This window comes from Acetobacteraceae bacterium (assembly GCA_039613835.1).
GTDB lineage: Bacteria > Pseudomonadota > Alphaproteobacteria > Acetobacterales > Acetobacteraceae > Sorlinia.
Genome location: CP154827.1, coordinates 671,809 through 694,865, shown reverse-complemented (window position 1 = coordinate 694,865; position 23,057 = coordinate 671,809). Strand labels below are relative to the sequence as shown.

Genomic DNA, 23,057 nt, shown 5'->3' with positions numbered 1-23,057 from the left:
AGACGATATTTTTCAGCGTACATGACTTCTCCTTCTCATCCGATGCGCAGGCGTCCTGACCTTATGTCGGACCTCCCGACAAATGCGGTTGCATGACGTCAGAACGGCGCCATAAGGCTGCGGAAATTTTCCTGCCCGGCATACATCCGCTTGAAGATCGCATATTTCGCGTCGTGAAACGCTTTTGATCGGGCCTCAGGGTAAATCACGGCGCCACGCTGACTCATGGCCGCCATGGCTTCCGGGAAGCTCTTAAAACGACCCGCCGCCATGGCACCTAATATAGCTGAGCCCAGCAGGACGGAATCCATTTCTTTCGGCAGGATGATGCGGCAATTTGTGGCATTGGCATGTTCCCGCAGGAAAATCGGATTTTTCGTGCCGCCCCCTGTCGCGATAATCGTGTCAATCGCATAGCCTCTTGCATTGAGCGCCTCGATAATATCCCGCGTGCCGTAGGCCAGCCCTTGGATCGTCGCGAGATAGAGCGCGGCCAGGTCACGCAGTTCAGCGGATAGTGAAAGGCCCAGCACCACGCCGCGACTCTCCGGATTGGCATGGGGTGCGCGGTTGCCGTTATAATCGGGCAGGACATGTAGCCGCCGCGTCAGGCGCATCTCACCCTCACGCGCTTCAATCTCCTGGACGCAGCCATTCAGTGCTTCGTAGATACTGATCTTCTCCTGCGCTGCCTTTTCCTTGAGGGCAGGGAAGGCGGCGTGGGTCTTGATGTTGAAGTCGATCAAGGCCTCGGCCGCCGATTGGCCAGCCTCCGTCAACCACATTCCGGGAATCATGGCCTGATAATAAGGCCCCCAGATGCCGTCAATAAAGCGCGCTTCGGGGGAGACAGCCATGTGGCAATTGGATGTCCCCACGATCAGCGCGACACGCTTATTGATCACATCGTCAAAATCGAGCTTTTCATCCGCGATGCCCAGCAGGCCGATCCCGCCTGCATGGCCATCGATGATCGACACCCCGACTTTTGTGCCTTCTTCAAGCCCGAGTTCAGAAGCAGCCTGCGCCGTGAGACCGTCCCCAACATATTGTCCGATCGGCAATATCGTTTGCCCGATACGGCCGAAATTTTCCTCAACGAGGTCGGCGAGGCCGATTTTCTCAAAATAAGATGCGCTCCAACGCGTCTCATGCGCAAGATAGGTCCATTTGCAGGTGGCAGAACAGGAAGAACGCGCCTCAGAGCCCGTCGCCCGCCATGTCAGGAAATCTGGCAGGTCGAAGAAATATTCCGCCTTGCGATAGACATGGGGGAGGTGCCGTTTGATCCAGAGAAGCTTCGGCGTTTCCATCTCGGGCGATATGACACCACCAACATAACGGAGGACATCATCCCCCTTCGCGTTGATTTCCGCCGTTTTCGCCAGGGCGCGATGATCTGCCCAAAGGATGACATCCTGCCCCGCTGCGCCCTGCGGATCGATGGAAAGACTTTCGCCGTTTTTGTCACGCACAACCGTTGAGCATGTTGCATCGAACCCGATACCGCATACCTGTAACGTTGAGTCCGTGATTTTACCCATGGCCTCACGGATAGACTGACAAACGGCCTGCCAGATATTTTCGGATGATTGTTGGATGAAGTCAGGTTGCGAGCGCCATGTCTGTGTTTCGACAACAGCGGAAGCCAGTTTCACGCCGGATAGGTCAAATATACCTGCGCGGGCACTTCCCGTCCCCACATCGATACCGATAACAACGTCCATGACATGCCTTATTTACAATTTGTAAGGAGCATGATGCGAAGGAAACGCAAAATTCGCAATATCCAGAACGCATTTTTGTGCAAGATCACAGATCAAATGAAAAGGGGTCGCCGAAGCAGCCCCTTCTTACCCATCTGATCACTATAAAGAGATGCGTCAGAACTCCAGGCCGATCTGGCCAAACACATTGCGACCCAGCATGAGGTAACCGTATTGGTAGGCATTCGTGTTTGTCCCAGCACTGACGACGAAGGGCGGTTTCTTGTCGAACAGATTATTTACGCCCGCGGTGAAATTCCACTGATTCAGATGGTATGAGGGCGTCAAATCATGCGAGAAAATCCCCGGAGTGGAGTGCCCCCGTCTGCGCGGTGAGGTCCTTCGTTTGGTCGTTCCAGACCATGCCACCCACATATTGCATCATATAAGTGAGGCTGAAATCCTTATGGCGTCATGTCAGCGTCGCGTAATCACGCACGCGCGGCTGTCCAGTGTCATTATTGTAGAGAAGTCGACCTGTATAATTGTTCCACTGACCGCCATTATTCCATTGCCGCTCATAGCTCACGAGGCCCTGAAAGTTATTGCTGAGCAGCAGGTGATCATAGCGCGTCAGACGGATGGCGTAATCAAGATCAAAATCAATACCACCCGTGCGCAAACGCCATTATTGCCCCAAAGCGCCTGCACAGCCTGGATCTGTCCCGTGCCAGCATTCCACTGCACGTCAGCACAGTAACCGGCAGAGTTCTGCGCGTAGCAATGATCAAGAATATACTGAGTCCCTAATTGAGAGATCATGTTCTTGACGGTGTAATGCCAATATTCGACGGAGACCATCAGATTGGGGATCTGGCGCGGTGTCAGGACTGTGCCGAAAGTGTAGGTGCGGCCAACCTCCGGTTGCACCTGGGGGTTACCACCCTGAAGCGTCTGAACCTTAGAATTCCCCACTTGCTGGAAATTCGGCGGAAGACCAGCGCGCGCAGGTAGCCGCGACATTACCGGAAGCAGCACCATAGGAGCCAATCTGGGTGCAGGGGTCAAAAGCCTGCTTATAGCTCACGGCCTGCCCACTATAAAGATTCCAGACTGAAGGCTGGCGGAAGGACGTGCCCAGCGTGCCACTGAAACGAATGTCGCGTGACGGCGACCAGTTGATCCCGACTTTCCAGTTCTTCGTCGAACCGAACGTGTTATAAGAGGAAATTCTTCCCTGACCGTCAATGGTCAAGTCTTTGGCGTAAGCAGCATCTTTCAGGAGCTGTGATTTGCCTCCCAGATAACCTTCACTGACATTGAACCCGCCCTGCGTCGCCGATTGAACGTTCGTCGCGGCCTGACCACTGGTGATGTACTGGTCTGGACGATAGGAGAGGGACTCGTCTCGATGCTCCATCCCGAAGGCAATGCCGAGACTGCCACCATTTTTCCAGGGCATTTTGACGACGTCATTCTTATGCACACGGAAGTTGAGGTCGTGGAAGGTGTAGCTCGTATTCGTGACGGTCGTGAGATTGGAGTAACGTGCTGATCCCGCGAAAAGCGGTCCGAAAATATTTGAGAACGAGCACCCTGCCGACGCCATGCAGACGGAGGGGTCATAGATCAATGACGTATTCGGATCGCCCGGATTGGCAACCCGCAAACCCCATACATTCAGCAGGCTGGCGTAATTGCCCGCATTGATCATTTGGGCACGCTCATCATTTTTGCCCCCAGGTTTCCGAGACGTCATACATCCATTTATCGAAGACTTCGCCATTGGCACCCCATTGAGCCGTTACCGTGTCAGTGGCGTACACGTTACGACGCAGCCCCCATTCAGCAATCCGCTTATAGGCGGTGACGCTGGCACCAAATGGATTGCCCGGATAGTTCGCCGGCAGGGTAACATTTGACGCATAGGGACTTGGCGGGATTGACCCTTGAACAAGCTCTGGCGCGAGGAAGTAATTACTCGTGCGATGGCTGTAAAAGACGTTGGAATAAAGGGTGAAAATGCTTATTGAAGTCATAATGCGCATCACCTGAGAGAGACGCGTTCTGGAAACTACTTGTCAATGAAGACAGACGGTTGAAATTATATTTATCCTTCGCCGTGTAAGACTGGAAGCTCTGATCGCCATTTGTCGTTGTGTAAGTACTGCCATCTGCCGTTTGGAACTGCCCATTCGGCGTCAGGGAAGACCCGAATCTCGGTGTGCCGGAGACAGGGTTGTTCATCTGCGGATTTCTGGCCCAGTCACGATTGCGCGCCATGACGCCCGTCTGGGTCAGATATTGTCCGAAAAGGGTGATATTTCCCTTGCCGTGATCGAAACTCCAGCCTTTGAAAGCGGAAAGACGACCGACTGGCGCGGCACCGGCTTGTTGATTGCCGGAATGGGCGCGTTCTCCACGATGCTGGAGCAGGGTGACCGCCTCGACTGGTTCAACCACCCTGGCATCTGGTTTCTGAGCATTATCAGCCTTATCTGCATCCCGCTCTTCGTCATAAATGAGTGGTTTCATCCCGTGCCGCTCATGCGGTTTCAGCTTCTTCGCGCGCGGAATTTTCTTTACGGCAACATCATGCTGTTTGCCTTCATCCTGACAAACGCCTCATCCAGCGCCATTCCGTCTTCCTTTCTGACATCGGTTGCGGGTTACAGGCCGGAGCAAATTTATCCCCTGACGCTTCTCATCGCGATGATGTAATTTGCGATGCTCCCTATCCTCGCCATGGTCTTGAACCTCCGCCGTGTCGATTCCCGTGTTGTGACGATATGCGGGCTCGTGCTGATTCTCGGCGCCTGTGCCGGAAGTAGCTTCGTCACCTCCAGCTGGAACCGGGATAATTTCTATCTCTGGCAATTCATGCAGGGCCTCGCCGCGCCCATGATCGTGCTGCCGCTTCTGATGATGTCGACAAATTCGCTCAAGCCGTCGGACGGCCCGTTTGCCTCGCCGCTGGTCAACGCGCCGCGGGCCATTGTGGAATCGATGGGGATTTGGCTGGCGCAGCTCACTTATCGCTGGCGCGGCCATCTCCATTCAGATCGTCTAACGGATCAGCTCGGCGTCGAGAGGTTCAGGCTTTTTCAGGGACAGAATCCTGTGCCGCAACGCCCGCGACCTCTTTTGCCGGATGGCACCCCGCGCTCACCGGACGCGCTGATCACTTTTAAGGCGCAATTGGCGAAACAGACGGCTGTTCTGACGATATCCGATTTTTATATGGTTATGGGTGGCATCGTGGTCGCGATGATCATGTGGGTGCTCATCGTGCCGCAACGCACCTATCCGCCGCGCATTATTTTTGGAGAGAAGTAAGCAGGTTTCATGACTGATGAAGATCAAAAACCGATCCCTTATTTGCCATTTGTCATGGCAGGCACGATTGTTTTCGTATTTCTGCTGATCGTCATCTGGATTGTTTTCTTTCCGAGTGGTCGTGTCTGGACGAATGATGCCTATGTGACGGCGCATTACACGACAGTCGCCCCCGGAATCGGGGCAGGTCCAGGAGGTGCGCGTCGATGATAACCAGATGGTCAAGCGCTGACAGGTGCTCGTGCAGCTTGACCCTCGGGATTATGAGACGGCACTTGCCGAGGCGCAGGCGAGGCTGGCGCAGGACAAGGCGCTTGTCCTTGAACACGGAAGCCACGGTGGACCGCCACCCTGCCATCGTGATTGAGCGTCAGGTCGATGTGAGTCGCCTTAAAGCCCAGTTGCAATTTACCAGATTGAATGCGTGCCGTTTCAAAAACCTGGCGGCGACAGGCGCAGGCTCGCGTGAGCAAGGGCAGGCAACGGCAGCGCAGCTCCAGCAATTACGCGCGCAGATTGAGGGCGCGGAAGCCGCTGTCAAGGCAGAGGAGGAACAAACACGCGTCTTAAAAGCCCGGCACGAGGCCGCGCTGAAAACGTTGCAACAGGATGCGGCGCATGTTCATCAGGCAGAGCTCAACCTTTCTTACACGAAAATCATCGCGCCTTTTGACGGGGTGGTGGGTGAAAAAACCGTTCAGAACGGAAATTACGTCGGGCCGGGCACGGCTTTGATGGCGTTGGTCCCGATGAATGATCTCTGGGTGCGCGCCAATTATCGGGAAATCGCCCTCCTGCACGTCCAACCAGGCCAAAAGGCACGTATCCACGTTGATGCCTATAATATCGATCTTGATGGTGTCGTTGACAGCGTCCCACCAGCTTCAGGCGCCGCTTTTGCGCCGCTTGCGCCAGAGAATGCGACAGGCAATTTCACGAAAATCGTTCAGCGCCTGCCGGTCAAAATTGTCATATCGCCCGATCAACCTCTCGCAAATCTGCTGCGGATGGGGTTTTCTGTCGAAACGACGATTTACACCGGTAATGCTCATATTGTGGGGCGACAGGCCAAAACATCTGAAGCGATTACGGATAAATGAGCGCCACCCGCCCCTATCTTTTCAGCGCGCGCCTGAAACTGGTTGCAGGTTTCTTCTGTCTCACATCATGCGCGGTCGGGCCTGACTTCAAATCGCCAGAAATGTGCATGCGCCGGCGCGGTTCGGGCAACAGAAAGCGGCGGATCAGATGTATGCTGCCGCGGTCGATACGCGTTGGTGGCGGGCTTTCCGTGACCCGGAATTGAACAGCCTCGTCTCACGACTCGCTCGGCAGAACCTTGACCTCAAACAGGGGCTTGCCCGTATCGATCAGGCTGGCGCCCGCGTGCGCATTGCAAGGTCTCAAGGATTGCCTAATCTGGATTGGACCGGCTCCTATAGTTACGTGCATCAGAGCAAATCCGGCTTTGTGTCACTCGTGACGCGGCGACCTGACGCGCCGTCTGATTATAATTTCTTCCAGAATACGCTCGGTGCCTCCTGGGATCTCGATTTGTTTGGTCGTGTGCGCCGCATGACGGAGGCGCAGCGCGCCAGTCAGCTTGCTGCAACGGGGCGGCGCCACGCCCTGGCGCCGAGTGTCGTTGCAAGATTATCGGATACTTACATGCAGTTACGCGGCGTGCAGGATGTTCTGCGCGTCACACGCGCCACGCGCGACATTGCGATTTCCAATCTCAAACTGGTTGAGGACCGTTATCGGGAGGGCGCCAACACCACCGCTGACCTGGCACGGGCGCGGGGTGAAGTTACGGCCATTGAAGCGATGATCCCGCCCCTGCAGAACAGTGAAACCCAGCTCATCAATGCAATAGGGCTTCTGCTTGCCGAACCGCCGGAAGCCCTGGCAGTGGAATTGCGTCAACCCGTGACCCAAGCTGCGTCATCCCCCTCCGTGCCGACCGGCCTGCCATCATCCCTGGCGCGTTGCCGACCGGATATCAGGGAGGCCGAGGCCCAGCTCCATGCCGCGACGGCCGAAATCGGCGCAGCGAAGGCGTCATTTTATCCGGATATCATCCTTAATGGCCAGGTCGGCACCCAGACTTTAAGCGCGCAACAATTTTTCTCCCTTCCGGCGCGACAATTCACAACCGGGGCTTCTCTGGTCCTGCCGATTTTTGAAGGGGGCGCCTGTCCGGGAATTTGCGCCTGACAAAAGCCGCGCAAAAACAGGCGGCGCTGCAATATCGGGAGACCGTGCTGACAGCGTGGAATGAGGTTGATAATACCCTCTCCGCCTATCAGCAATTCAAAACCCGCAACGCCGCCGTGGCTGATACATTGCGGGAAGCCCGCAAGACGCTTTTCGCGACGCGACAGCAATATCGCGAGGGTGCGACGGATTATCTCGACGTCAATAGCGCCCTGCGCGACGTCCTTGCCGGAGAGGCCGCTTTCGCTGAAAGCAGGACGGAAATCAACGTCGCGCTCTACAAGGCCCTTGGCGCCGGATGGGACTATGCTGACGGCGCTAATGGCCACACTGTCACACCGATGTCGGAGTAATATTTCAGCGCGGATTTTCCCCGTCTCATTGCGCAAAAGCTTTATGCGGACTATGTCCTCATTTTTCTGAACTTTCATTAATCGCGGATCGGTTCATGCCCTCATCATCGCCCCTCAGCATTCGACGCGCCCTTATTTCTGTTTCTGACAAGACGGGACTTCTTAAACTCGCCCAGGCGCTGACGCGGGCGAATGTGGAAATCCTCTCAACAGGCGGGTCCGCAGATGCCCTGCGCAAGGCCGGTATCGCGGTAAAAGATGTTTCCGAGCATACAGGCTTCCCCGAAATTCTGGATGGCCGCGTCAAGACGCTTCTGCCCCAGATACATGGCGGCATTCTCGGTCGGCGCGATGATGCAAGGCACGTCGCCCAGATGGCCGAACATCAGATTGCGCCGATTGATCTCGTCTGCGTCAATCTTTATCCCTTCGCCGCAACAGTGCGCGCGGGTGCTTCGCCGGAAGATTGCATTGAAAATATCGATATTGGCGGGCCTGCCCTTATTCGAGCGTCCGCGAAAAACCATGCTCACGTGGCCGTTCTGACGGACCCGGCGCAGTATCACGCCCTGATCGACGCCTTGGCGACCGGTGGGACGACAATGGCGCAGCGCCGTCATTGGGCCCAGGCCGCTTACGCGCACACGGCTTCTTACGATGCCATGATCGCCGATTGGTTTGCGGGGCAGGAGGGCACACGCTTCCCGGAGACGCTCACCATCACCGCCTCATTGCAGGAAAGCTTGCGCTACGGGGAAAATCCGCATCAGCAAGCCGCGTTTTACACCACGGCAGAACAACGCAATGGGGTTGCCACGGCCAAACAGGTTCAGGGCAAAGCGCTGAGCTATAATAATCTGAATGACACAGATGCGGCTTTCGAGGCCGTCAGTGAGTTTGATGGCCCCGCCGTCGTGATTGTCAAACATGCCAATCCCTGCGGTGTCGCCATGGCGGAAACCCTTTCCGAAGCCTGGGACCTGGCATTGCGCTGCGACCCGGTTTCAGCTTTCGGCGGGATTGTTGCTGTCAACCGCCCCCTTGATGCCGCCACCGCTGAGAAGATCGCGGGTATTTTCACGGAGGTGATTGTCGCACCTGATGCTGATGCGGCGGCGCGCGACATTCTGCGGGCCAAAAAGAATCTGCATCTCCTCATCACGGGCGGCATGGCCGCGCCCGAAGCGCAGAGCCGCGCGGTCAAATCCGTCGCGGGCGGGTATCTCGTGCAGGATCGCGATGCGGGCCGCGTATCGCTCGATCAGCTCAAAGTAGTGACGCGCAGAAAACCGACAGAGGCGGAGCTTCGGGATCTTCTCTTCGCCTTCAGAGTTGCTAAACATGTTAAGTCAAATGCCATCGTCTTTGCGAAAGAGGGTGCGACGGTGGGGATTGGGGCAGGGCAGATGTCCCGCTTGGACTCGGCACGTATCGCAGGCCGGAAAAGCCAGGATGCGGCGTCCCTGAGTCGTGCCGAAGCGGCATTGACCGTCGGATCCGTGGCCGCCTCTGATGCGTTCTTCCCATTCGCCGATGGGTTGGAGGCGATTATTGATGCGGGTGCCGTCGCCGTCATCCAGCCGGGCGGCTCCATTCGTGATGATGAGGTGATCGCTGCGGCAGATAAAGCGGGGATCGCGATGGTGCTGACCGGGGTGCGTCATTTCAGGCACTGAAATCGTTTAATATCAACGTGATCGTGATGGGTTTATGGGTAGGGACAAGCAAATCAGTGCGCGTATGATAAGTGGCATCGTCGGACTGACGCTGCTGAGTATTGTGCCTGTCGTCTAGGCAGCGCCTGAACGTTTGTTGCCCTCATGTATTTTCGATATCAGCGTCCTCACAACCGTCACGGCCAGGATTAAAGATGTTTATCCCAATATTTCCGGCGGGACGGGTAATGTCATATTGACGGATGGCAGGGAGGTTATCCTTCCCGGTGGTTTCGATATTCTCGGTGTTTCCCTGACGCCGGGGCAGAATTTAACCGTTAAAGGGCTCGTTTCCGACAAAAGCAAAATGATCGCCGCCTTCGCCGTTTCATCGGGCGCGGGCTGGGTCTGCGCTTCAGGGCACATGCCCTCTCTGGCCCTCACACAAAGGCAGCATCGTAACGGACTCATCGCGCGCCTTCTCCATACGGGCCAGGGTGATGTCGGTGGTGTCGTGCTGGATGATGGCGTTACAATCCGCTTCCCCGCTGCTTTTTCGAGGCGGCAACAAATTCCGCGTTGGCGACGCGCTGAGCGTCTCCGGCCGTGGCTTTAATGCGCGCTCCGGGCCGCTCATCATCGCCGAAAAAATCGGGGAAAAAGGCGCGATCCTCTACCAGATCGAAACCGAGTCCTCCGTGCCATCCGGCGCACCGCCCAGCTCAACTGGCTATGACCGGATTGAGAGCGACGAGATCGATCATCTTCTGCCCTGAACAGAAACCCAATCACGCCGCGCCCGCTACGCTTTAGAAAGCCAGATCGCCTCAGCGAGGCTCGCTGCAACGGGCAGGAGGGGACTCAGCGTGCATTGAAAGGCGTGGTAAAGATCAGCCTTTCCCGGGTAAATCTCGCCCGATACCACCCCTTCAGCATCAACTTCGTTGAACCAACTCCCATGGTTGGGGTCAATCATCGTCAGATCAATATAATCCCAAAGTTTCTGATACCATTCGCGGTAATATTCATGGCCCGTCCGGCGGTAAAGGATGTCCGCTGCCACGATCGTTTCCGCCTGCACCCAGTGCGCGCGTGAGGTGATACAGGGTCAGCGCTCCCAATCAAGCGTATAGACGATGCCGCCTCTCCCTTCATGGCACCAGCCCTTCTCCACCGCGCTGCGGAAAAGACCCTCCGCGTCAGGGCACATCCATGCAGGCGTATGCCCCATTTTCGCGATCGCATGGGCTTCAGCCTTGAGCGTCAGATGTGCCCATTCCGGAAAATGGCCCGGTGTCAGGCCGTAAGGCCGCAGCGGATCGGATTTGCGGTCAATATTACAGTCGGGCAGCAGATTCCAATCGGCGTCAAAATGCTCAGCCATGCAATATTCATGCTGGCGCGATAGGTGATGCACGAAACGCTCAAGGATGCGCATGGCGCGATACAGCCATTTGATGTCTCCTGTTGCGGCGGAGAGGGCGAGCATGGCCTCCGTCGTATGCATGTTGGCGTTGGCCCCGCGATAATCCTCCCGATCCTGCCAATCTGCTGAAAAGCTTTCATAGACAACGCCCCCGCTTCGCTCCAGAAATGCGTCTCCAACACGTGTGACGCAGATTTATGGAGGAGATCACCGCCTTCAATGCGCGCTTCCTTGCAGGTCACCCCGGCAAGTGCGATGAAGGCGTGGTAATAGGCCTGTTTCCGGCCCGTGATCTCGGCGCGTTTCTCCCGCCACCCTCAATGCTCGAGGTCATTCAGGCGGTGCAGAAGGCAGTCCACACCATGCGCGCTCATGGCATGACATCCTGGAATGCCGAGAAGAGCGCCGAGCGCGAAGCTGTGAGTCATGCGTGCGGTTAATATTCCGTCCGCTTCGGCTTTCCGCGGTTTTTCTCCCATTCCGTCCAATGCGCAAAAACCGTCCGCGACGCGCGCATTTTTGGAAAAATCCAGAAAGCGCTGCCCTTGATTGAGGGGCCAGAGACGATGCACTTCCGTCGCGATTTGCATTCAAGTCAGTCCTGTTACCGGCACAAGGCCCCATGTGACGGATGCGTCACGGATTCAACAGAGACTTTGAAGGGCAGTTCCCCAGTAAAATCCTGCATGTTGGCGGAAGGAAACGGGTCGGCTGATGACCGACCCGCTTCAATCTATGACGATGAGGGCCGCTTTTTAAACGTCGCTGGCATCCACAATGCGTGTGTGGCCCTTACGGGGCGTGAAACGTTTTTTGCGCAGCGCATACTCAATGTCCTCAAGCGACGCACCTGAAAGCTCTGGCACGAAGCGGAACACAAAGAGGACTGTCAGAACATTGACCGCCGCATAGACCCACATCGCGCCGCCCAATGTCACGAGTTGAACAAGTGTCAGAGCTGTGATGGTCACGAGAAAGTCCGAACCCCATAATGTCGCCGCAAACAGGCTTGTCGCCTGGCCGCGCATACAGAGCGGAAACATCTCCGCGCCCGTCAGCCAGCCGCAGATCTGAATACCGATCGAGTTGCTGGCCATGAAGCTGAGCAGGAAGAAAATCACAAGCCATGCCCCGAAGCTGCCTTCTGCCGGATGCATGGAGAAGACAACACCAAGCCCGATAATGCTTAATACGGAAATCGGCCCCGTAATCAGCATGAGGCGGCGCCGACCAATCTTGTCAACTGTGAGACATCCTAGAAATGTCATGACGCAATAAGTGATGGCTACACCCAGCGAGGCGAGCAGGGCGGAGTTTTTACCAAACCCGGCATCGTGCAGAAATGTCGGCGCGTAATAAATCATCATCTCCAGCCCGCCCACTTGCGTGAAGAAGGCCACACCCAAGGCAGCGATGACGGCAGGGCGCACCCAGGGCTGGGCCAGGCCGCGCCAGCCTTTATCGAGCGGGTCCGTGCTTTCCGCGATTTCATGCATTTCACGGATTTCGCGCAGGATCGCTTTTTTTGACGTGCGGATACGGCTCAATTCAGCAATCGCGGATTTGAGGCCCTCATTTTCAGCCGTCCAGCGGGGACTGCGCGGCAAGAAGAGCAAGCAGAGAAAGACGAAAGCCGCCGGGATCGCCGCGAGTCCAATCATCGGCCGCCAACCCCACGCATCGCGCGCGGCGAAACCGATGATGTTGGCAAGCAGGATACCAATGCCGATCGCGACATTGAACATCGTCACAAGATTGCCGCGCCGTCCCGCCGGTGCGAGTTCCGAAATATACATCGGCACAACCTGCGTTGACCCACCGACCGCGAGACCGAGAAAGACGCGGAAGATAATCAGCTGCGTGACGCTCTGCACGAAACTACAGGCGATGGCGCCCAGTACGAAGACGGCACTGACAATGGTCGCGGTAAAACGACGCCCATATTTCTCGGACATGGACCCAGCAACAAGGGCACCCACCACCGCGCCGATCAGGATGGACGATGCCACCAGCTCCTGCATACCGCTATTGAGATGGAAGTCGGACGTGATGAGAAGCAGCGCGCCGGAGATGATGCCGGTGTCGTAACCGTAAAGGCCCCCACAAATTGCCGCGACGAAGGCCGTCAGGCCCAGCATGATCTTCGCGTTTGAAGAGATTTCAACATGATGCACCGCCGCCTCAGCAGCTTTCAAAGCCTGCTCCGGCGTAACATCCTGAGATTCCTGAATTTCGGCATTGTCTTTATTCACAGACATCGTGGCGCGGCATCCTTCTGCAATTATCGATTTTGCATATCATAACCTGAAAATTTGTTTAAAAGTAAAAACGATGGTTGCATCTTTTATAAATCAAGAAAAGATGATCGGAAATTCGCTATTTAGAAAGCTCAGGAAAATAAAAAACGGAAACGGAATGATGATGCGAGATGTTCCCTAAAAAGCACCAAATCGCGCCTGAAGACTTGAAGAGACGCCATGAGGACGCCACATTGAAACCCGGCTTCGCCGCTGACGGGATGCCGGGCTTGAACCATGCTGTCGCTTAAGGGGCAAAAGAGAAGATCATGAATATCGAAAAACTGACAGAAAGATGTCGCGGGTTTCTGCAGGCGGCGCAGACGATTGCGCTGCGGGAATATCATCAGCAACTCACCACGGAACATCTCCTTAAAGCCATGCTGGATGACCCGGAGGGCGCGGCATCCGGGCTTATCCGCGCTGCGGGAGGTGACCCGACAAAAGCGCTGGCCGGTATCGATGAGGTCGTTGCAAAATTCCCTAAAGTGCAGGGCGAGGGGGCCAGCCAGCCCCAATTAACGCCGGACCTCGCACGCGTGATCGACCAGGCGGAACAGGATGCGCAGCGCGCTGGCGATAGTTTTGTCGCGCAGGATCGCCTTCTTGTCGCGATCGCCAAATCCGCCTCACCTTCGGCGAAGGTCCTGAAAGCTGCCAATGTCACAGCGGCGGCGTTGGAAGGCGCTGTGGCGCGGCTGCGCAACGGGCGTGTCGTGGATGGCGCCAATGCGGAGGCGGGTTTCGACGCGCTGAAAAAATATGCGCGCGATGTCACCGCGGTGGCGCAGTCCGGCAAGCTTGACCCGGTCATTGGCCGGGATGAGGAAATCCGCCGCACCATTCAGGTTCTGGCGCGCCGCACTAAAAACAACCCGGTTCTGATCGGAGAGCCCGGCGTCGGTAAAACGGCGATCGTAGAAGGGCTCGCGCTGCGGATCGTGAATGGAGACGTGCCGGAAGCTTTGCGGAATAAAAAGCTCCTCTCCCTCGATATGGGCGCCCTCGTCGCCGGTGCGAAATATCGCGGCGAATTTGAGGAGCGCCTCAAAGCTGTTCTGAAAGAAATTGAGAGCGCCGAGGGGCAGGTCATTCTCTTCATCGATGAAATGCACACACTTGTTGGCGCGGGTCGCTCAGACGGTGCCATGGATGCCTCCAACCTGATCAAGCCTGAACTGGCACGCGGCGTGCTGCATTGTGTCGGCGCGACGACATTGGATGAATACCGGAAATATATCGAGAAAGACGCGGCTCTTGCCCGACGTTTCCAACCCGTCTTCGTAGGGGAACCGTCCGTCGCGGACACGATATCGATTCTGCGCGGCATTAAAGAAAAATATGAACTGCATCATGGCGTGCGCATCACGGATAACGCGCTCGTCGCGGCGGCCACCCTCTCTAACCGTTACATCACGGACCGTTTTCTGCCCGATAAGGCGATTGACCTTGTCGATGAAGCGGCGAGCCGCTTGCGGATGCAAATTGACAGCAAACCGGAAGCTTTGGATGAGCTTGACCGCCGCATTATCCAGCTGAAGATTGAGCGTGAAGCGATCCGGAAGGAAGATGACAATGCCAGCCGGGAGCGTCTCGAAAAGCTGGAGCTTGAACTCGCTGATCTTCAGGAGCAGTCGGACCAGCTCAGCGCGACCTGGCACGCTGAAAAAAACCGCGTCAATGAAGTGCAGAAATTGCAGGAGCAGCTGGACCAGGCACGTTCGGAAATTGAAGTGGCCCAACGTAAGGGGGATCTCGGTCGCGCCTCTGAGCTGATGTATGCCGTCATTCCGGGGCTGGAGCAGCAGATCAACAAGACACGGGAGGAAAATGAGTCCTCATCAGCGCAGAGCGGTATGGTCAGTGAGGCCGTGACCGACCAGGGAATTGCTTCCATCGTTTCTCGCTGGACGGGGGTGCCGGTTGACAGAATGCTGGAAGGCGAGCGTGCCAAACTTCTGCGTATGGAAGACGCGCTGCGCCATCGCGTCGTCGGGCAAGAGCCCGCTTTGAAAACCGTCGCCAACGCCGTACGCCGTGCCCGCGCGGGATTGCAGGACCCGCATCGCCCGATCGGTTCTTTTCTCTTCCTCGGCCCGACCGGCGTCGGTAAGACGGAATTGACGAAAGCGCTGGCGGAATTTCTTTTTGATGATGACCGCGCCATGTTCCGCATTGATATGAGCGAATATATGGAGAAGCACGCCGTCGCCCGACTGGTCGGCGCGCCCCCCGGCTATGTCGGTTATGAGGAAGGCGGTACCTTGACGGAGGCCGTACGGCGCCGCCCCTATCAGGTGATCCTCTTCGATGAGGTAGAGAAAGCGCATGAGGATGTTTTTAATATCCTCCTTCAGGTCCTTGATGACGGCCGCCTGACGGACGGGCAGGGGCGGCTTGTCGATTTCCGCAATACGATCATCGTCCTGACGTCCAATCTCGGTTCCGACATTCTGGCAAAGCAGGATGAGGGCGAGGCATCTGACCTTGTCGAAGCCCAGGTCATGGCGGTTGTGCGCAATCATTTCCGGCCGGAATTTCTGAATCGTCTTGATGAGATCGTGCTCTTCGCCCGTCTGCAACGCCCGGATATGCGGCAGATTGTCGATATCCAGCTCTCACGCCTGCGGCAATTACTGGCAGAGCGTCATGTCTCACTTGATCTGTCAGAGGCCGCGATGGAATGGCTGGCGGATGCGGGTTACGACCCGATTTACGGCGCGCGCCCTCTCAAGCGTGTCATCCAGCGCACCTTGCAGAACTCGCTTGCTGGTTTGTTACTTGAAGGCCGCATATTGGATGGCGAGACCGTGCAGGTTGATGCTGACGAGAAGGGCCTGACCGTTGCGGGCGTGCCTGTTTCCGAGCTGTAAGGGCCCTGGTGGGACGATTTTGACGGCCGCAATGTGAGAGGTTGCGGCCGCCTGGGCGAAGAGGTTGCTTGAAGATCTCACTGTCATATATTTTCGTTTCCGTTTGAATTTCGACAATTCTCTTCACAAACCGGGTCAGAATCGTTTATGAGGACGCGTCAACGGTGGGGAGCCGCTGGCTTCCCGGGAATTGATGCGGGAGAGTCAGCTATTATGGAAAATAAATCGTCGAGATCGGGGCATGACAAACTCGCTGGCCGCATCCGTGAGGCCCTCGCTTTTGACGATGTCCTTATCGAACCCGCCGAATCCAATGTCCTCCCCACCCAGACTTCTACCCGAACAAAGCTGACGCCGGAAATTGAACTGCAAATTCCGTTACTTTCCTCCGCAATGGATACAGTGACGGAAGATCTCATGGCCATCGCAATGGCGCAGCAGGGCGGCATGGGCGTCGTCCATAAAAATCTCAGGAATGAAGACCATGCAGAGCATGTTCGCCGCGTCAAGCGCTTTGAATCGGGGATGGTCGTCAATCCGATGACTGTCTGCCCGGAACAGACCCTGGCAGATGTGCTCGCCATCACAAAACGCCATGGCATTAGCGGCCTGCCGGTTGTGCAGGAAAAAACAGGGAAACTGGTCGGAATCCTGACCAATCGCGATATGCGCTTCACCTCCGATCCGACCACACCGGTCAAAAACATGATGACACATAAAAACCTTGTCACGGTGCGTCATGGGACGGATGCGGCGACAGCGCGAGAGCTCCTCCATCAACATCGGATAGAAAAACTGCTTGTGGTGGATGATCATGATCGCTGCATCGGGCTGATCACCGTTAAGGATATGGACAAGTCGGAGGCGCATCCGCTCGCGATCAAGGACGGGTTGGGCCGCCTGCGTTGCGCCGCCGCGATCGGGGTTGGAGATGACGGCCTTGAGCGTGCCGCGGCTTTGATTGAGGCTGGCGTTGATGTCATGGTCGTGGATACGGCGCACGGCCATTCTGCTGGCGTTCTGCGTACCGTGGCCGCATTGCGTGACCGCTATCCTGAAGTGCAGATTATCGGTGGGAATGTCGCAACGCCTGAAGCGGCGATCGCCCTAGCCAAAGCCGGAGCGAAATGCGTTAAAATCGGGATCGGTCCCGGCTCCATCTGCACAACGCGCGTTGTGGCCGGTGTCGGCGTGCCGCAATTCTCCGCCGTGATGGAAACCGCTTTGGCCTGCCATGAAAGTGGGATTTCCGCCATTGCGGATGGTGGCGTCCGCACTTCGGGCGATATTGTCAAGGCGATCGGCGCCGGGGCAGATGCTGTCATGGTGGGCTCCCTCCTCGCGGGATGTGAGGAGAGCCCGGGAGAGGTCTTCCTTTACCAGGGACGGTCTTATAAAAGTTATCGCGGCATGGGCTCGCTGGGCGCGATGGCGCGTGGATCGGCCGACCGTTACTTCCAGCAGGAGGTCAAAGACGCTTTGAAGCTCGTGCCGGAGGGGATCGAAGGGCAGGTGCCTTATAAGGGGGGTATGGCCGCCGTTGTACATCAGCTCGTCGGTGGTTTGCGGGCCGGTATGGGGTATACGGGTGCGGCGACAATTGCTGATTTGCAGAAAAACACCAAATTTCGGCGGATCACCAATGCCGGCTTGCGGGAAAGCCACGTCCATGACGTCAAGATCACCCGTGAGGCGCCGAACTATCGCCAGGATTAAGAAAAAAGGTTAGGGGTAGCGAGCGTCATGACCCCTAAAGCACGTTTATCTTCTGCCATTGATCTCCTCTGCGCGATCGAAAATCACCCGCGCCGCCCGGCTGACGCCACGGCCAATCAGTTCTTTCGTGACCGTCGCGCAGTTTCCGGCATTGTGTGGGACGTCCTGCGCAAGTGGAAGCGTCTGCATTGGCATCTGGCACCCATATTGATGGTGGCGCGTCTTTTCGATGGGGATCGCTTCGCGCAATCTCCCTTATCCATGCGGGAGGCGAGAGGGCTGGAAGCCTTGGCCGGGCGCACATTGGATGATGCCGCCATGCCGCAGGATGTGCGGCTGGAATACCCGAAATTCCTGGAAGCCACGCTGGTCGCGCGCTTCGGTGACAGGCTGGAGGAGGAGATGCGCGCAATGGATGCGCCCGTACCGCTTGACCTTCTGGTGAACCTCCTGAAATCAGATCGTACTTCAGCAAAGAAAAATCTGGCGGAAGAGCAGATCCACGTCTCTGAAACGTTCTTATCGCCCTGGGGCCTGCGCGCGCCGTCGCATCTGTCCGTTACCGGGACGACCGCCTTTAAGGATGGATGGATTGAAATCCACGATGAGGGCAGCCAGCTCATCGCAGCCTGTGTCGACCCACAAGCCGGGGGGGGGGGGGGGGGATCGTTGATTTCTGCGCAGGGGCGAGCGGCAAGACGCTGGCCCTCGCCATGTTCATGGAAAATCGCGGTCATATCACCGCCTGCGACGTCTCCGCGCCACGATTGGAAGATGCTATCAAAAGGCTGAGGCGAGCAGGCGTTCATAATGTTGAGCGTCATGTTTTCAAGTCCGATGATAAATGGATCAAAAGGCGGGAAGGGCGATTTGATCGCGTGCTGGTGGACGCACCCTGCTCCGGCTCCGGCATATGGCGGTGTAATCCCGGTGTACGGATTCACCTTTCCAAAAATGACATTGATGAACTTGTCGCCAAACAGACCCAGATCCTCGACACGGCCGCGCGGCTCGTCCGTCCGGGCGGGCCGCCTTTGTTTATGCCACATGCTCTCTCCTGCCGGCGGAGAATGAGGATCAGATGGCTGCATTCTGCCAGCGCCATGACTCCTTCTCACTGATCGCGCCGGAGAGGCTGCGCACCTTCCGCCCCATCTTCGCGGAGAGAAGCAATTCAGCCTGACGCCCGCGATAAACCATACGGACGGTTTTTTCGCCGCGACTTTGGTAAGGAAAGACGCGTAAATTTGGGGCGGGCACGTGGGACCAGTGCCGTGGTGACGGATTTTTACATTTAAAATCAAACTCTTGACGCTATTAACGTGTCATTGAAGGACGGGAGAATTCATGGCCACTGCAATTCTGATAGGATTATGCCTGACACTCGGCGCCAGTGTCGCGGCGCAATGGGTGGCATGGCGCTTTAAACTGCCCGCCATCGTCATACTTTTCTGCCTCGGACTGGCTTTCGGGCCGGGGCTGGGCGTATTGCATCCGTCAGAATCGCTGGGATGGCTCTTCCGGCCGCTCGTCTCGTCTCTGGTCGCCATCATCGTTTTCGAGGATGGCCTGCTTCTTGATTTCCGCCAATTACAGAAAGCGGGTGACGGCGTCAAACGCTTGATCTTCCTGGCCCTGCCCCTCAGTTGGGGCCTTGGCTGGGCTGCCGCCTATGAAGTCGGGAAAATGGATTGGGAGGTGGCCGCTCTTTTCGGTGCGATCATTACCGTAACGGGCCCCACCGTCGTATTGCCGCTTTTGCGCGTGAACAAACTCAGCACGCGGGTCGCCGCTTTCCTCAGATGGGAGGCGATCATCAATGACCCGATCGGCGCCATCCTTGTCGCCGTCGTGTTGCAGATTGTCGTCGCGCCCGTGCCGATCGGGACACAGGGGTTTTTTACGCCTGACCCTCCCGGACCTGCTGGTTTCCTCCGCCCTTTCCGTCGCGGCCGGAATCTTGCCCGCCTATGGCGTGCGCGCGCTCTTCGTGCGGGACCTGATGCCGGAGACACTCAAAACCCCCGCTCCTATTGACGCTGGCATTGCTGATCTTTGCCCTGTGCACAACTTTCATGGAAGGTGCCGGACTGATTGGCGCAACCGTTTTCGGCATGGCGCTGACCAATCTGCATGTGCCCGGTATGGCGCAATTAAGGCGGGTCAAGGAGGCGCTCGTCTCTCTCGTCGTGGCCGTGCTGTTCATCCTCATGACGGCGGATCTGCAACGGGACGTGCTAACGCGCCTGTCATTCTCCATCGTTGCGCTGATGTTGACGGTGTTGTTTGTTGTGCGGCCCGTCGCCATTCTGCTTTCCACCATTCGCTTCGACCTGACCTGGCAGGAGCGCCTCTTTGTCGCCGCTGCGGTCGCTGGCGCGCGTCCTCGGCCTGATATTATCAAATGAGCCCGTCCTCATGCTGGTCGGCGCTTCACCCTGGATGAGCAATCTCGCCGCCACGGTGCATCGGGAAAAGCTCCCCGTCCTGCTCGTTGATTACCGCTCAACCGCCCTGATGCCTGCCGCGAGGAATGGCGTGCCCACGTTGCGGGCCGAAGTCCTGTCTCCCTTCGGGCAGGAGGCGTTGGAGGAGCGGCCCGGTGATTACCTGATCGCCGCCACGCCGGATGCTATTTATAATGGTTTGATTTGCGCCCATCTCGCCCCCGATATGGGGCGGCAACGTGTCTTCCAGATCAGTCCGGGCGTATCACGTATGGATTTCCATCACGGACTCTCCCGCGATGCGCGGGGTCGCCTGATGGGTGAACCGTCATGGAATTACAGTCTTTTCGAAATGCTTTATAAGAAGAGTTGGCGTTTCAGATGTTTTATCGTGGATGAGGCTCTTTTGCCTTCCATTGGGGTCAATACAGCGCAGCTGGACCTGTTTTACGTTAAAAAGGGTGTGTCGATCACCATTTACTCAACAGAAGACGGCCCGAAGCTGAAACCGGGAACAGGCGATCTGCTTTTCAGTTTTGTTCCGCAAAGTCCGCCGGCCACGCAAGAGATCGCGGGCCTATCATCCGCGTCAGAAGAAACGCCGGAGGAAAGAGGCGCGCCGGATGAGGACACGTCATCTTGAAGGATGGACGATGATCCCCCTCGGATTGAGGCTAAGGAAATAACGCAGGTCACGTGGTGAAAGGGCGATACACCCGGCTGTCACACCGCTTTGCGGTTTTTGATGCAGGAAAATCGCTGAGCCCTGTCTCGGCTTGGACGGGTCGTCATTCCAGCCCAGCGCGGCCACGATGTCGTAAGCGTGGTCATCCCGCATGAGCGTCTCATGACGCGCCGCATGGGGGCGCTGGATGAGACGGTTATAGGTTAAGCTTTCAGGATCATCAGACCAGCCATCATCCGGCCTGATGGCGCGGCAGGGCAGATCCATCTCGGAGGGATGGATCCGATCTGCACGGTAAAATACGCGCCGGAGTGAAAGGACTTCTACTGGAGTCGCGAGATCACCCTCGCCTTTGCAGCACGTCAAACCATTTTCCCCAATGGAAGCCGGAAAAAAAATACCCCCTATAGAATAGGCGAGACCGGCAATACCGAGTCCGTAAATGCGCGTAATTGTCGTGAAAAAATCGAAAACTTTGTCGTGTTGTCATTTTTTATCCTCATCTGCAATGTGCTTGATAGGGCATGAACAGGATGTAACATGAGGAGAATATTAAACTTCCTAGTCAAATCTCATTATTGAAGTTAACATAAGGTGCAAAGTGGCGCTGATCATTTTGTTATGCCGCCTGAAATGGTTGAGAAGGTTTTTAATGCCTGGTTTACGCTCCGTTTTGCTTGTCGACGACGATGACTCGCTCCGCTCACTCCTTATCGAACAGCTTCGGCAGGAGGGGGAGTTCGAATTTTCTCAAGCATCGACAATTGCTCAGGCAAGTGCGTTCATCTCATCAGAAAGCGCGCGTGTCGAGATTATCCTCCTGAACGTCACATTGCCGGACGGCGATGGACGTGACTTTTGTAAGCAACTTCGGCAGGACGGGGTCCGAGTCCCGATCTTGATGCTGACAGGATCCGATGAAGAGGGGGACGTGATCCGCGGCCTCGATTCGGGCGCGAATGATTACATCACAAAGCCCTTCCGCGTGGCGGAACTCCTTGCACGAATCCGCGCCCAGCTTCGCTTGTTTGAAAGCAGTGAGGATGCTGTCTTCAGTATCGAGCCGTACTTATTCCGCCCCTCAACGAAACTCCTCCATGATGAGCGGAGTGGCCGCCGCATCCGCCTGACTGAAAAGGAGGCAGCGATTCTCAAATTTCTTTACCGTGCCGGGGCGCGGCCGATCGCGCGACAGATCCTGCTGAATGAAGTGTGGGGTTATAATGCGGCTGTGACGACCCACACACTTGAGACGCATATTTATCGCCTGCGCCAGAAAATCGAACCCGACCCCGCTCAGGCATCGATCCTGGTGACGGAAACAGGCGGGTATCGCCTCGTCACAGCACCATCGGCGCGCCCCCCGCGCGTCTCCTGATGCTGGGAGACGAAAGAGGGTTGAGGTAACGGCTGCGCCCCTTAAAAGAGGCGCGGCACCCTTCCTTACAGGGCGATATCCGCGAAGACGGGCACATGGTCGGACGGACCTGCCGCACCTCTGATATCGCGCAGGACGCACATGGTCTCGAATTGGGCTGCGATGTCATCAGAAACCCAGATATGGTCAAGGCGACGACCACGGTCAGACGCGGCCCAATCACGATTACGGTAAGACCACCATGTGTAGAGTTTCTGATCAGCGGGGACCATGACGCGCATCACGTCGGTGAAACCAGTATTCTGCCAGGCCACGTGGCGTCTGACTTCCGACTCTGTATGGCAGACCACATTCAATAATTGCTTGTGGCTCCATACATCCTGTTCAAGCGGCGCGGTATTGAGGTCCCCAACGAGAATGGCGCGCTCAGGACGGTGGGCTGCGAACCACGCCTTTACTTCATCAAGAAATCTCAGCTTATGGGCAAATTTAGGGTTTTCGACCGGGTCGGGGATATCACCGCCCGCGGGCACGTAGAAATTATGGATCGTGATCGGCTTTTGGGGATCGCCGATTTCAACCGCATTATGGCGACAATCGGATTTCTCGCACCAAATGGGCGTCTCTAATGCACGGATGAAGAGCGTCTTGGAAAGAATTGCAACGCCATTATAGCTCTTCATCCCGGTAAAATGCTGATATTCAAAGCTGAGCGCCGCCAAAGATTCTGCCGGAAAGAGGTCATCAGGGACTTTCGTCTCCTGCAGGCAGAGAATATCCGGCTGATCGCGCATGACGATCTGTTGGAGGAGCGGTAATCTCAGCCGAAGGGAATTGATGTTCCAGGTCATGATGCGCATCGGCCCTGATTGGCGTAAATAAACCATTCACGCAAGGGGGAAGTTGGCCGGGTGCATTCGCCTTGCGCAGGATGCGACATGAACGCCCCGGCCATGCAACATGGCGCC

The 23,057-nt window shown here is 56.6% G+C and carries 26 protein-coding genes and 2 pseudogenes; 16 read left to right on the top strand and 12 right to left on the bottom strand.

Annotation, left to right across the window (positions count from 1 at the left end; genetic code table 11):
• Positions 1-98: 98 nt before the first annotated feature.
• The 7 genes from AAYR33_03895 to AAYR33_03865 all read right to left on the bottom strand — a co-directional run bounded on the left by AAYR33_03895 (position 99) and on the right by AAYR33_03865 (position 3,989).
• A complete protein-coding gene (locus tag AAYR33_03895; protein XAO72066.1) occupies positions 99-1,727 on the bottom strand; it encodes an FGGY-family carbohydrate kinase in 1,629 nt (542 codons plus the stop codon).
• Between the two features lie 156 nt (positions 1,728-1,883).
• On the bottom strand, positions 1,884-2,054 hold the full coding sequence (locus AAYR33_03890; GenBank protein ID XAO72065.1) for a hypothetical protein: 171 nt from the start codon (positions 2,052-2,054) through the stop codon (positions 1,884-1,886).
• 124 nt (positions 2,055-2,178) lie between these two features.
• Entirely contained in the window at positions 2,179-2,388 is a 210-nt protein-coding gene (locus AAYR33_03885; protein XAO72064.1) for a hypothetical protein, read from the bottom strand.
• Entirely contained in the window at positions 2,340-2,681 is a 342-nt protein-coding gene (locus AAYR33_03880; GenBank protein XAO72063.1) for a TonB-dependent receptor, read from the bottom strand. The genes AAYR33_03885 and AAYR33_03880 overlap by 49 nt, the downstream gene beginning before the upstream one ends.
• Positions 2,668-3,420: a TonB-dependent receptor gene (locus tag AAYR33_03875; GenBank protein XAO72062.1), complete on the bottom strand. Its 753-nt coding sequence runs from the start codon at positions 3,418-3,420 to the stop codon at positions 2,668-2,670. Before AAYR33_03875 ends, AAYR33_03880 begins: the two co-directional genes overlap by 14 nt.
• Before the next feature lie 13 nt (positions 3,421-3,433).
• Positions 3,434-3,745 carry a hypothetical protein gene (locus AAYR33_03870; protein XAO72061.1) on the bottom strand — a complete coding sequence of 104 codons (312 nt, stop codon included), beginning with the start codon at positions 3,743-3,745 and terminating at the stop codon, positions 3,434-3,436.
• Positions 3,684-3,989, bottom strand: coding sequence for a hypothetical protein (locus tag AAYR33_03865; protein XAO72060.1), 306 nt, complete (start codon positions 3,987-3,989; stop codon positions 3,684-3,686). The genes AAYR33_03870 and AAYR33_03865 overlap by 62 nt, the downstream gene beginning before the upstream one ends.
• A 21-nt stretch (positions 3,990-4,010) precedes the next feature.
• Here AAYR33_03865 and AAYR33_03860 point away from each other — a divergent pair, with 21 nt between their 5' ends.
• The 9 genes from AAYR33_03860 to AAYR33_03820 all read left to right on the top strand — a co-directional run bounded on the left by AAYR33_03860 (position 4,011) and on the right by AAYR33_03820 (position 10,043).
• Positions 4,011-4,427, top strand: a complete 417-nt coding sequence (locus AAYR33_03860) for a hypothetical protein (protein ID XAO72059.1) — start codon at positions 4,011-4,013, stop codon at positions 4,425-4,427.
• 6 nt (positions 4,428-4,433) lie between these two features.
• A complete protein-coding gene (locus AAYR33_03855; protein ID XAO72058.1) occupies positions 4,434-5,042 on the top strand; it encodes a hypothetical protein in 609 nt (202 codons plus the stop codon).
• 9 nt (positions 5,043-5,051) lie between these two features.
• Entirely contained in the window at positions 5,052-5,252 is a 201-nt protein-coding gene (locus AAYR33_03850) for a hypothetical protein (GenBank protein XAO72057.1), read from the top strand.
• 104 nt (positions 5,253-5,356) lie between these two features.
• Complete coding sequence (locus AAYR33_03845) at positions 5,357-6,142, top strand: HlyD family secretion protein (protein XAO72056.1); 786 nt, start codon at positions 5,357-5,359, stop codon at positions 6,140-6,142.
• Positions 6,143-6,245: 103 nt separating this feature from the next.
• Entirely contained in the window at positions 6,246-7,259 is a 1,014-nt protein-coding gene (locus AAYR33_03840) for an efflux transporter outer membrane subunit (GenBank protein ID XAO72055.1), read from the top strand.
• Positions 7,250-7,612 carry a TolC family protein gene (locus tag AAYR33_03835; protein ID XAO72054.1) on the top strand — a complete coding sequence of 121 codons (363 nt, stop codon included), beginning with the start codon at positions 7,250-7,252 and terminating at the stop codon, positions 7,610-7,612. Before AAYR33_03840 ends, AAYR33_03835 begins: the two co-directional genes overlap by 10 nt.
• A gap of 95 nt (positions 7,613-7,707) precedes the next feature.
• On the top strand, positions 7,708-9,288 hold the full coding sequence (gene purH / locus AAYR33_03830) for a bifunctional phosphoribosylaminoimidazolecarboxamide formyltransferase/IMP cyclohydrolase (protein ID XAO72053.1): 1,581 nt from the start codon (positions 7,708-7,710) through the stop codon (positions 9,286-9,288).
• Positions 9,289-9,424: 136 nt separating this feature from the next.
• Positions 9,425-9,883: a hypothetical protein gene (locus AAYR33_03825; GenBank protein ID XAO72052.1), complete on the top strand. Its 459-nt coding sequence runs from the start codon at positions 9,425-9,427 to the stop codon at positions 9,881-9,883.
• Complete coding sequence (locus tag AAYR33_03820; GenBank protein ID XAO72051.1) at positions 9,789-10,043, top strand: hypothetical protein; 255 nt, start codon at positions 9,789-9,791, stop codon at positions 10,041-10,043. The genes AAYR33_03825 and AAYR33_03820 overlap by 95 nt, the downstream gene beginning before the upstream one ends.
• A gap of 26 nt (positions 10,044-10,069) precedes the next feature.
• Here the strand turns inward: AAYR33_03820 and AAYR33_03815 are convergent.
• The 3 genes and pseudogenes from AAYR33_03815 to AAYR33_03805 all read right to left on the bottom strand — a co-directional run bounded on the left by AAYR33_03815 (position 10,070) and on the right by AAYR33_03805 (position 12,951).
• Positions 10,070-10,858: pseudogene (locus AAYR33_03815) on the bottom strand (AGE family epimerase/isomerase).
• Between the two features lie 152 nt (positions 10,859-11,010).
• Positions 11,011-11,283, bottom strand: coding sequence for an AGE family epimerase/isomerase (locus AAYR33_03810; GenBank protein ID XAO72050.1), 273 nt, complete (start codon positions 11,281-11,283; stop codon positions 11,011-11,013).
• 165 nt (positions 11,284-11,448) lie between these two features.
• Positions 11,449-12,951, bottom strand: coding sequence for a sugar porter family MFS transporter (locus AAYR33_03805; protein XAO72049.1), 1,503 nt, complete (start codon positions 12,949-12,951; stop codon positions 11,449-11,451).
• A 308-nt stretch (positions 12,952-13,259) separates the two neighbouring features.
• Here AAYR33_03805 and clpB point away from each other — a divergent pair, with 308 nt between their 5' ends.
• From clpB to AAYR33_03775, 6 genes and pseudogenes are all read left to right on the top strand, one after another.
• Positions 13,260-15,863, top strand: coding sequence for an ATP-dependent chaperone ClpB (clpB, locus tag AAYR33_03800; GenBank protein ID XAO72048.1), 2,604 nt, complete (start codon positions 13,260-13,262; stop codon positions 15,861-15,863).
• A gap of 213 nt (positions 15,864-16,076) precedes the next feature.
• Positions 16,077-17,579, top strand: a complete 1,503-nt coding sequence (gene guaB / locus AAYR33_03795; protein ID XAO72047.1) for an IMP dehydrogenase — start codon at positions 16,077-16,079, stop codon at positions 17,577-17,579.
• 27 nt (positions 17,580-17,606) lie between these two features.
• Positions 17,607-18,824, top strand: a pseudogene (locus tag AAYR33_03790) (RsmB/NOP family class I SAM-dependent RNA methyltransferase).
• 102 nt (positions 18,825-18,926) lie between these two features.
• Positions 18,927-19,616, top strand: coding sequence for a cation:proton antiporter (locus AAYR33_03785; GenBank protein XAO72046.1), 690 nt, complete (start codon positions 18,927-18,929; stop codon positions 19,614-19,616).
• Positions 19,617-19,624: 8 nt separating this feature from the next.
• Entirely contained in the window at positions 19,625-19,987 is a 363-nt protein-coding gene (locus AAYR33_03780; protein ID XAO72045.1) for a cation:proton antiporter, read from the top strand.
• The gene (locus AAYR33_03775) at positions 19,935-20,669 is read left to right on the top strand and encodes a hypothetical protein (GenBank protein ID XAO72044.1); all 735 of its coding nucleotides are present in this window, start codon (positions 19,935-19,937) and stop codon (positions 20,667-20,669) included. The genes AAYR33_03780 and AAYR33_03775 overlap by 53 nt, the downstream gene beginning before the upstream one ends.
• Here AAYR33_03775 and AAYR33_03770 read toward each other — a convergent pair.
• On the bottom strand, positions 20,661-21,092 hold the full coding sequence (locus tag AAYR33_03770; GenBank protein XAO72370.1) for a L,D-transpeptidase family protein: 432 nt from the start codon (positions 21,090-21,092) through the stop codon (positions 20,661-20,663). The two genes, AAYR33_03775 and AAYR33_03770, sit on opposite strands and share 9 nt — an antisense overlap.
• Before the next feature lie 271 nt (positions 21,093-21,363).
• Here AAYR33_03770 and AAYR33_03765 point away from each other — a divergent pair, with 271 nt between their 5' ends.
• Positions 21,364-22,089 (top strand): response regulator transcription factor, encoded by a 726-nt coding sequence (locus AAYR33_03765; protein XAO72043.1) that lies wholly within the window; start codon positions 21,364-21,366, stop codon positions 22,087-22,089.
• 65 nt (positions 22,090-22,154) lie between these two features.
• On the opposite strand, the gene AAYR33_03760 is transcribed toward AAYR33_03765, so the two are convergent.
• Complete coding sequence (locus AAYR33_03760; GenBank protein XAO72042.1) at positions 22,155-22,976, bottom strand: exodeoxyribonuclease III; 822 nt, start codon at positions 22,974-22,976, stop codon at positions 22,155-22,157.
• Positions 22,977-23,057 lie beyond the last annotated feature (81 nt).

Bases quoted from the DNA above. Each gene is read 5' to 3' on its own strand.
- AAYR33_03785 (XAO72046.1), top strand. From the start codon at position 18,927: ATGGCCACTGCAATTCTGATAGGATTATGCCTGACACTCGGCGCCAGT.
- AAYR33_03875 (XAO72062.1), bottom strand. From the start codon at position 3,420: ATGATCAATGCGGGCAATTACGCCAGCCTGCTGAATGTATGGGGTTTG.
- AAYR33_03805 (XAO72049.1), bottom strand. From the start codon at position 12,951: ATGTCTGTGAATAAAGACAATGCCGAAATTCAGGAATCTCAGGATGTT.
- AAYR33_03870 (XAO72061.1), bottom strand. From the start codon at position 3,745: ATGACTTCAATAAGCATTTTCACCCTTTATTCCAACGTCTTTTACAGC.
- guaB (XAO72047.1), top strand. From the start codon at position 16,077: ATGGAAAATAAATCGTCGAGATCGGGGCATGACAAACTCGCTGGCCGC.
- clpB (XAO72048.1), top strand. From the start codon at position 13,260: ATGAATATCGAAAAACTGACAGAAAGATGTCGCGGGTTTCTGCAGGCG.
- AAYR33_03760 (XAO72042.1), bottom strand. From the start codon at position 22,976: ATGGTTTATTTACGCCAATCAGGGCCGATGCGCATCATGACCTGGAAC.
- AAYR33_03895 (XAO72066.1), bottom strand. From the start codon at position 1,727: ATGGACGTTGTTATCGGTATCGATGTGGGGACGGGAAGTGCCCGCGCA.
- AAYR33_03765 (XAO72043.1), top strand. From the start codon at position 21,364: ATGCCTGGTTTACGCTCCGTTTTGCTTGTCGACGACGATGACTCGCTC.
- AAYR33_03855 (XAO72058.1), top strand. From the start codon at position 4,434: ATGCTCCCTATCCTCGCCATGGTCTTGAACCTCCGCCGTGTCGATTCC.
- AAYR33_03820 (XAO72051.1), top strand. From the start codon at position 9,789: ATGATGGCGTTACAATCCGCTTCCCCGCTGCTTTTTCGAGGCGGCAAC.
- purH (XAO72053.1), top strand. From the start codon at position 7,708: ATGCCCTCATCATCGCCCCTCAGCATTCGACGCGCCCTTATTTCTGTT.
- AAYR33_03850 (XAO72057.1), top strand. From the start codon at position 5,052: ATGACTGATGAAGATCAAAAACCGATCCCTTATTTGCCATTTGTCATG.
- AAYR33_03810 (XAO72050.1), bottom strand. From the start codon at position 11,283: ATGCAAATCGCGACGGAAGTGCATCGTCTCTGGCCCCTCAATCAAGGG.
- AAYR33_03865 (XAO72060.1), bottom strand. From the start codon at position 3,989: ATGGCGCGCAATCGTGACTGGGCCAGAAATCCGCAGATGAACAACCCT.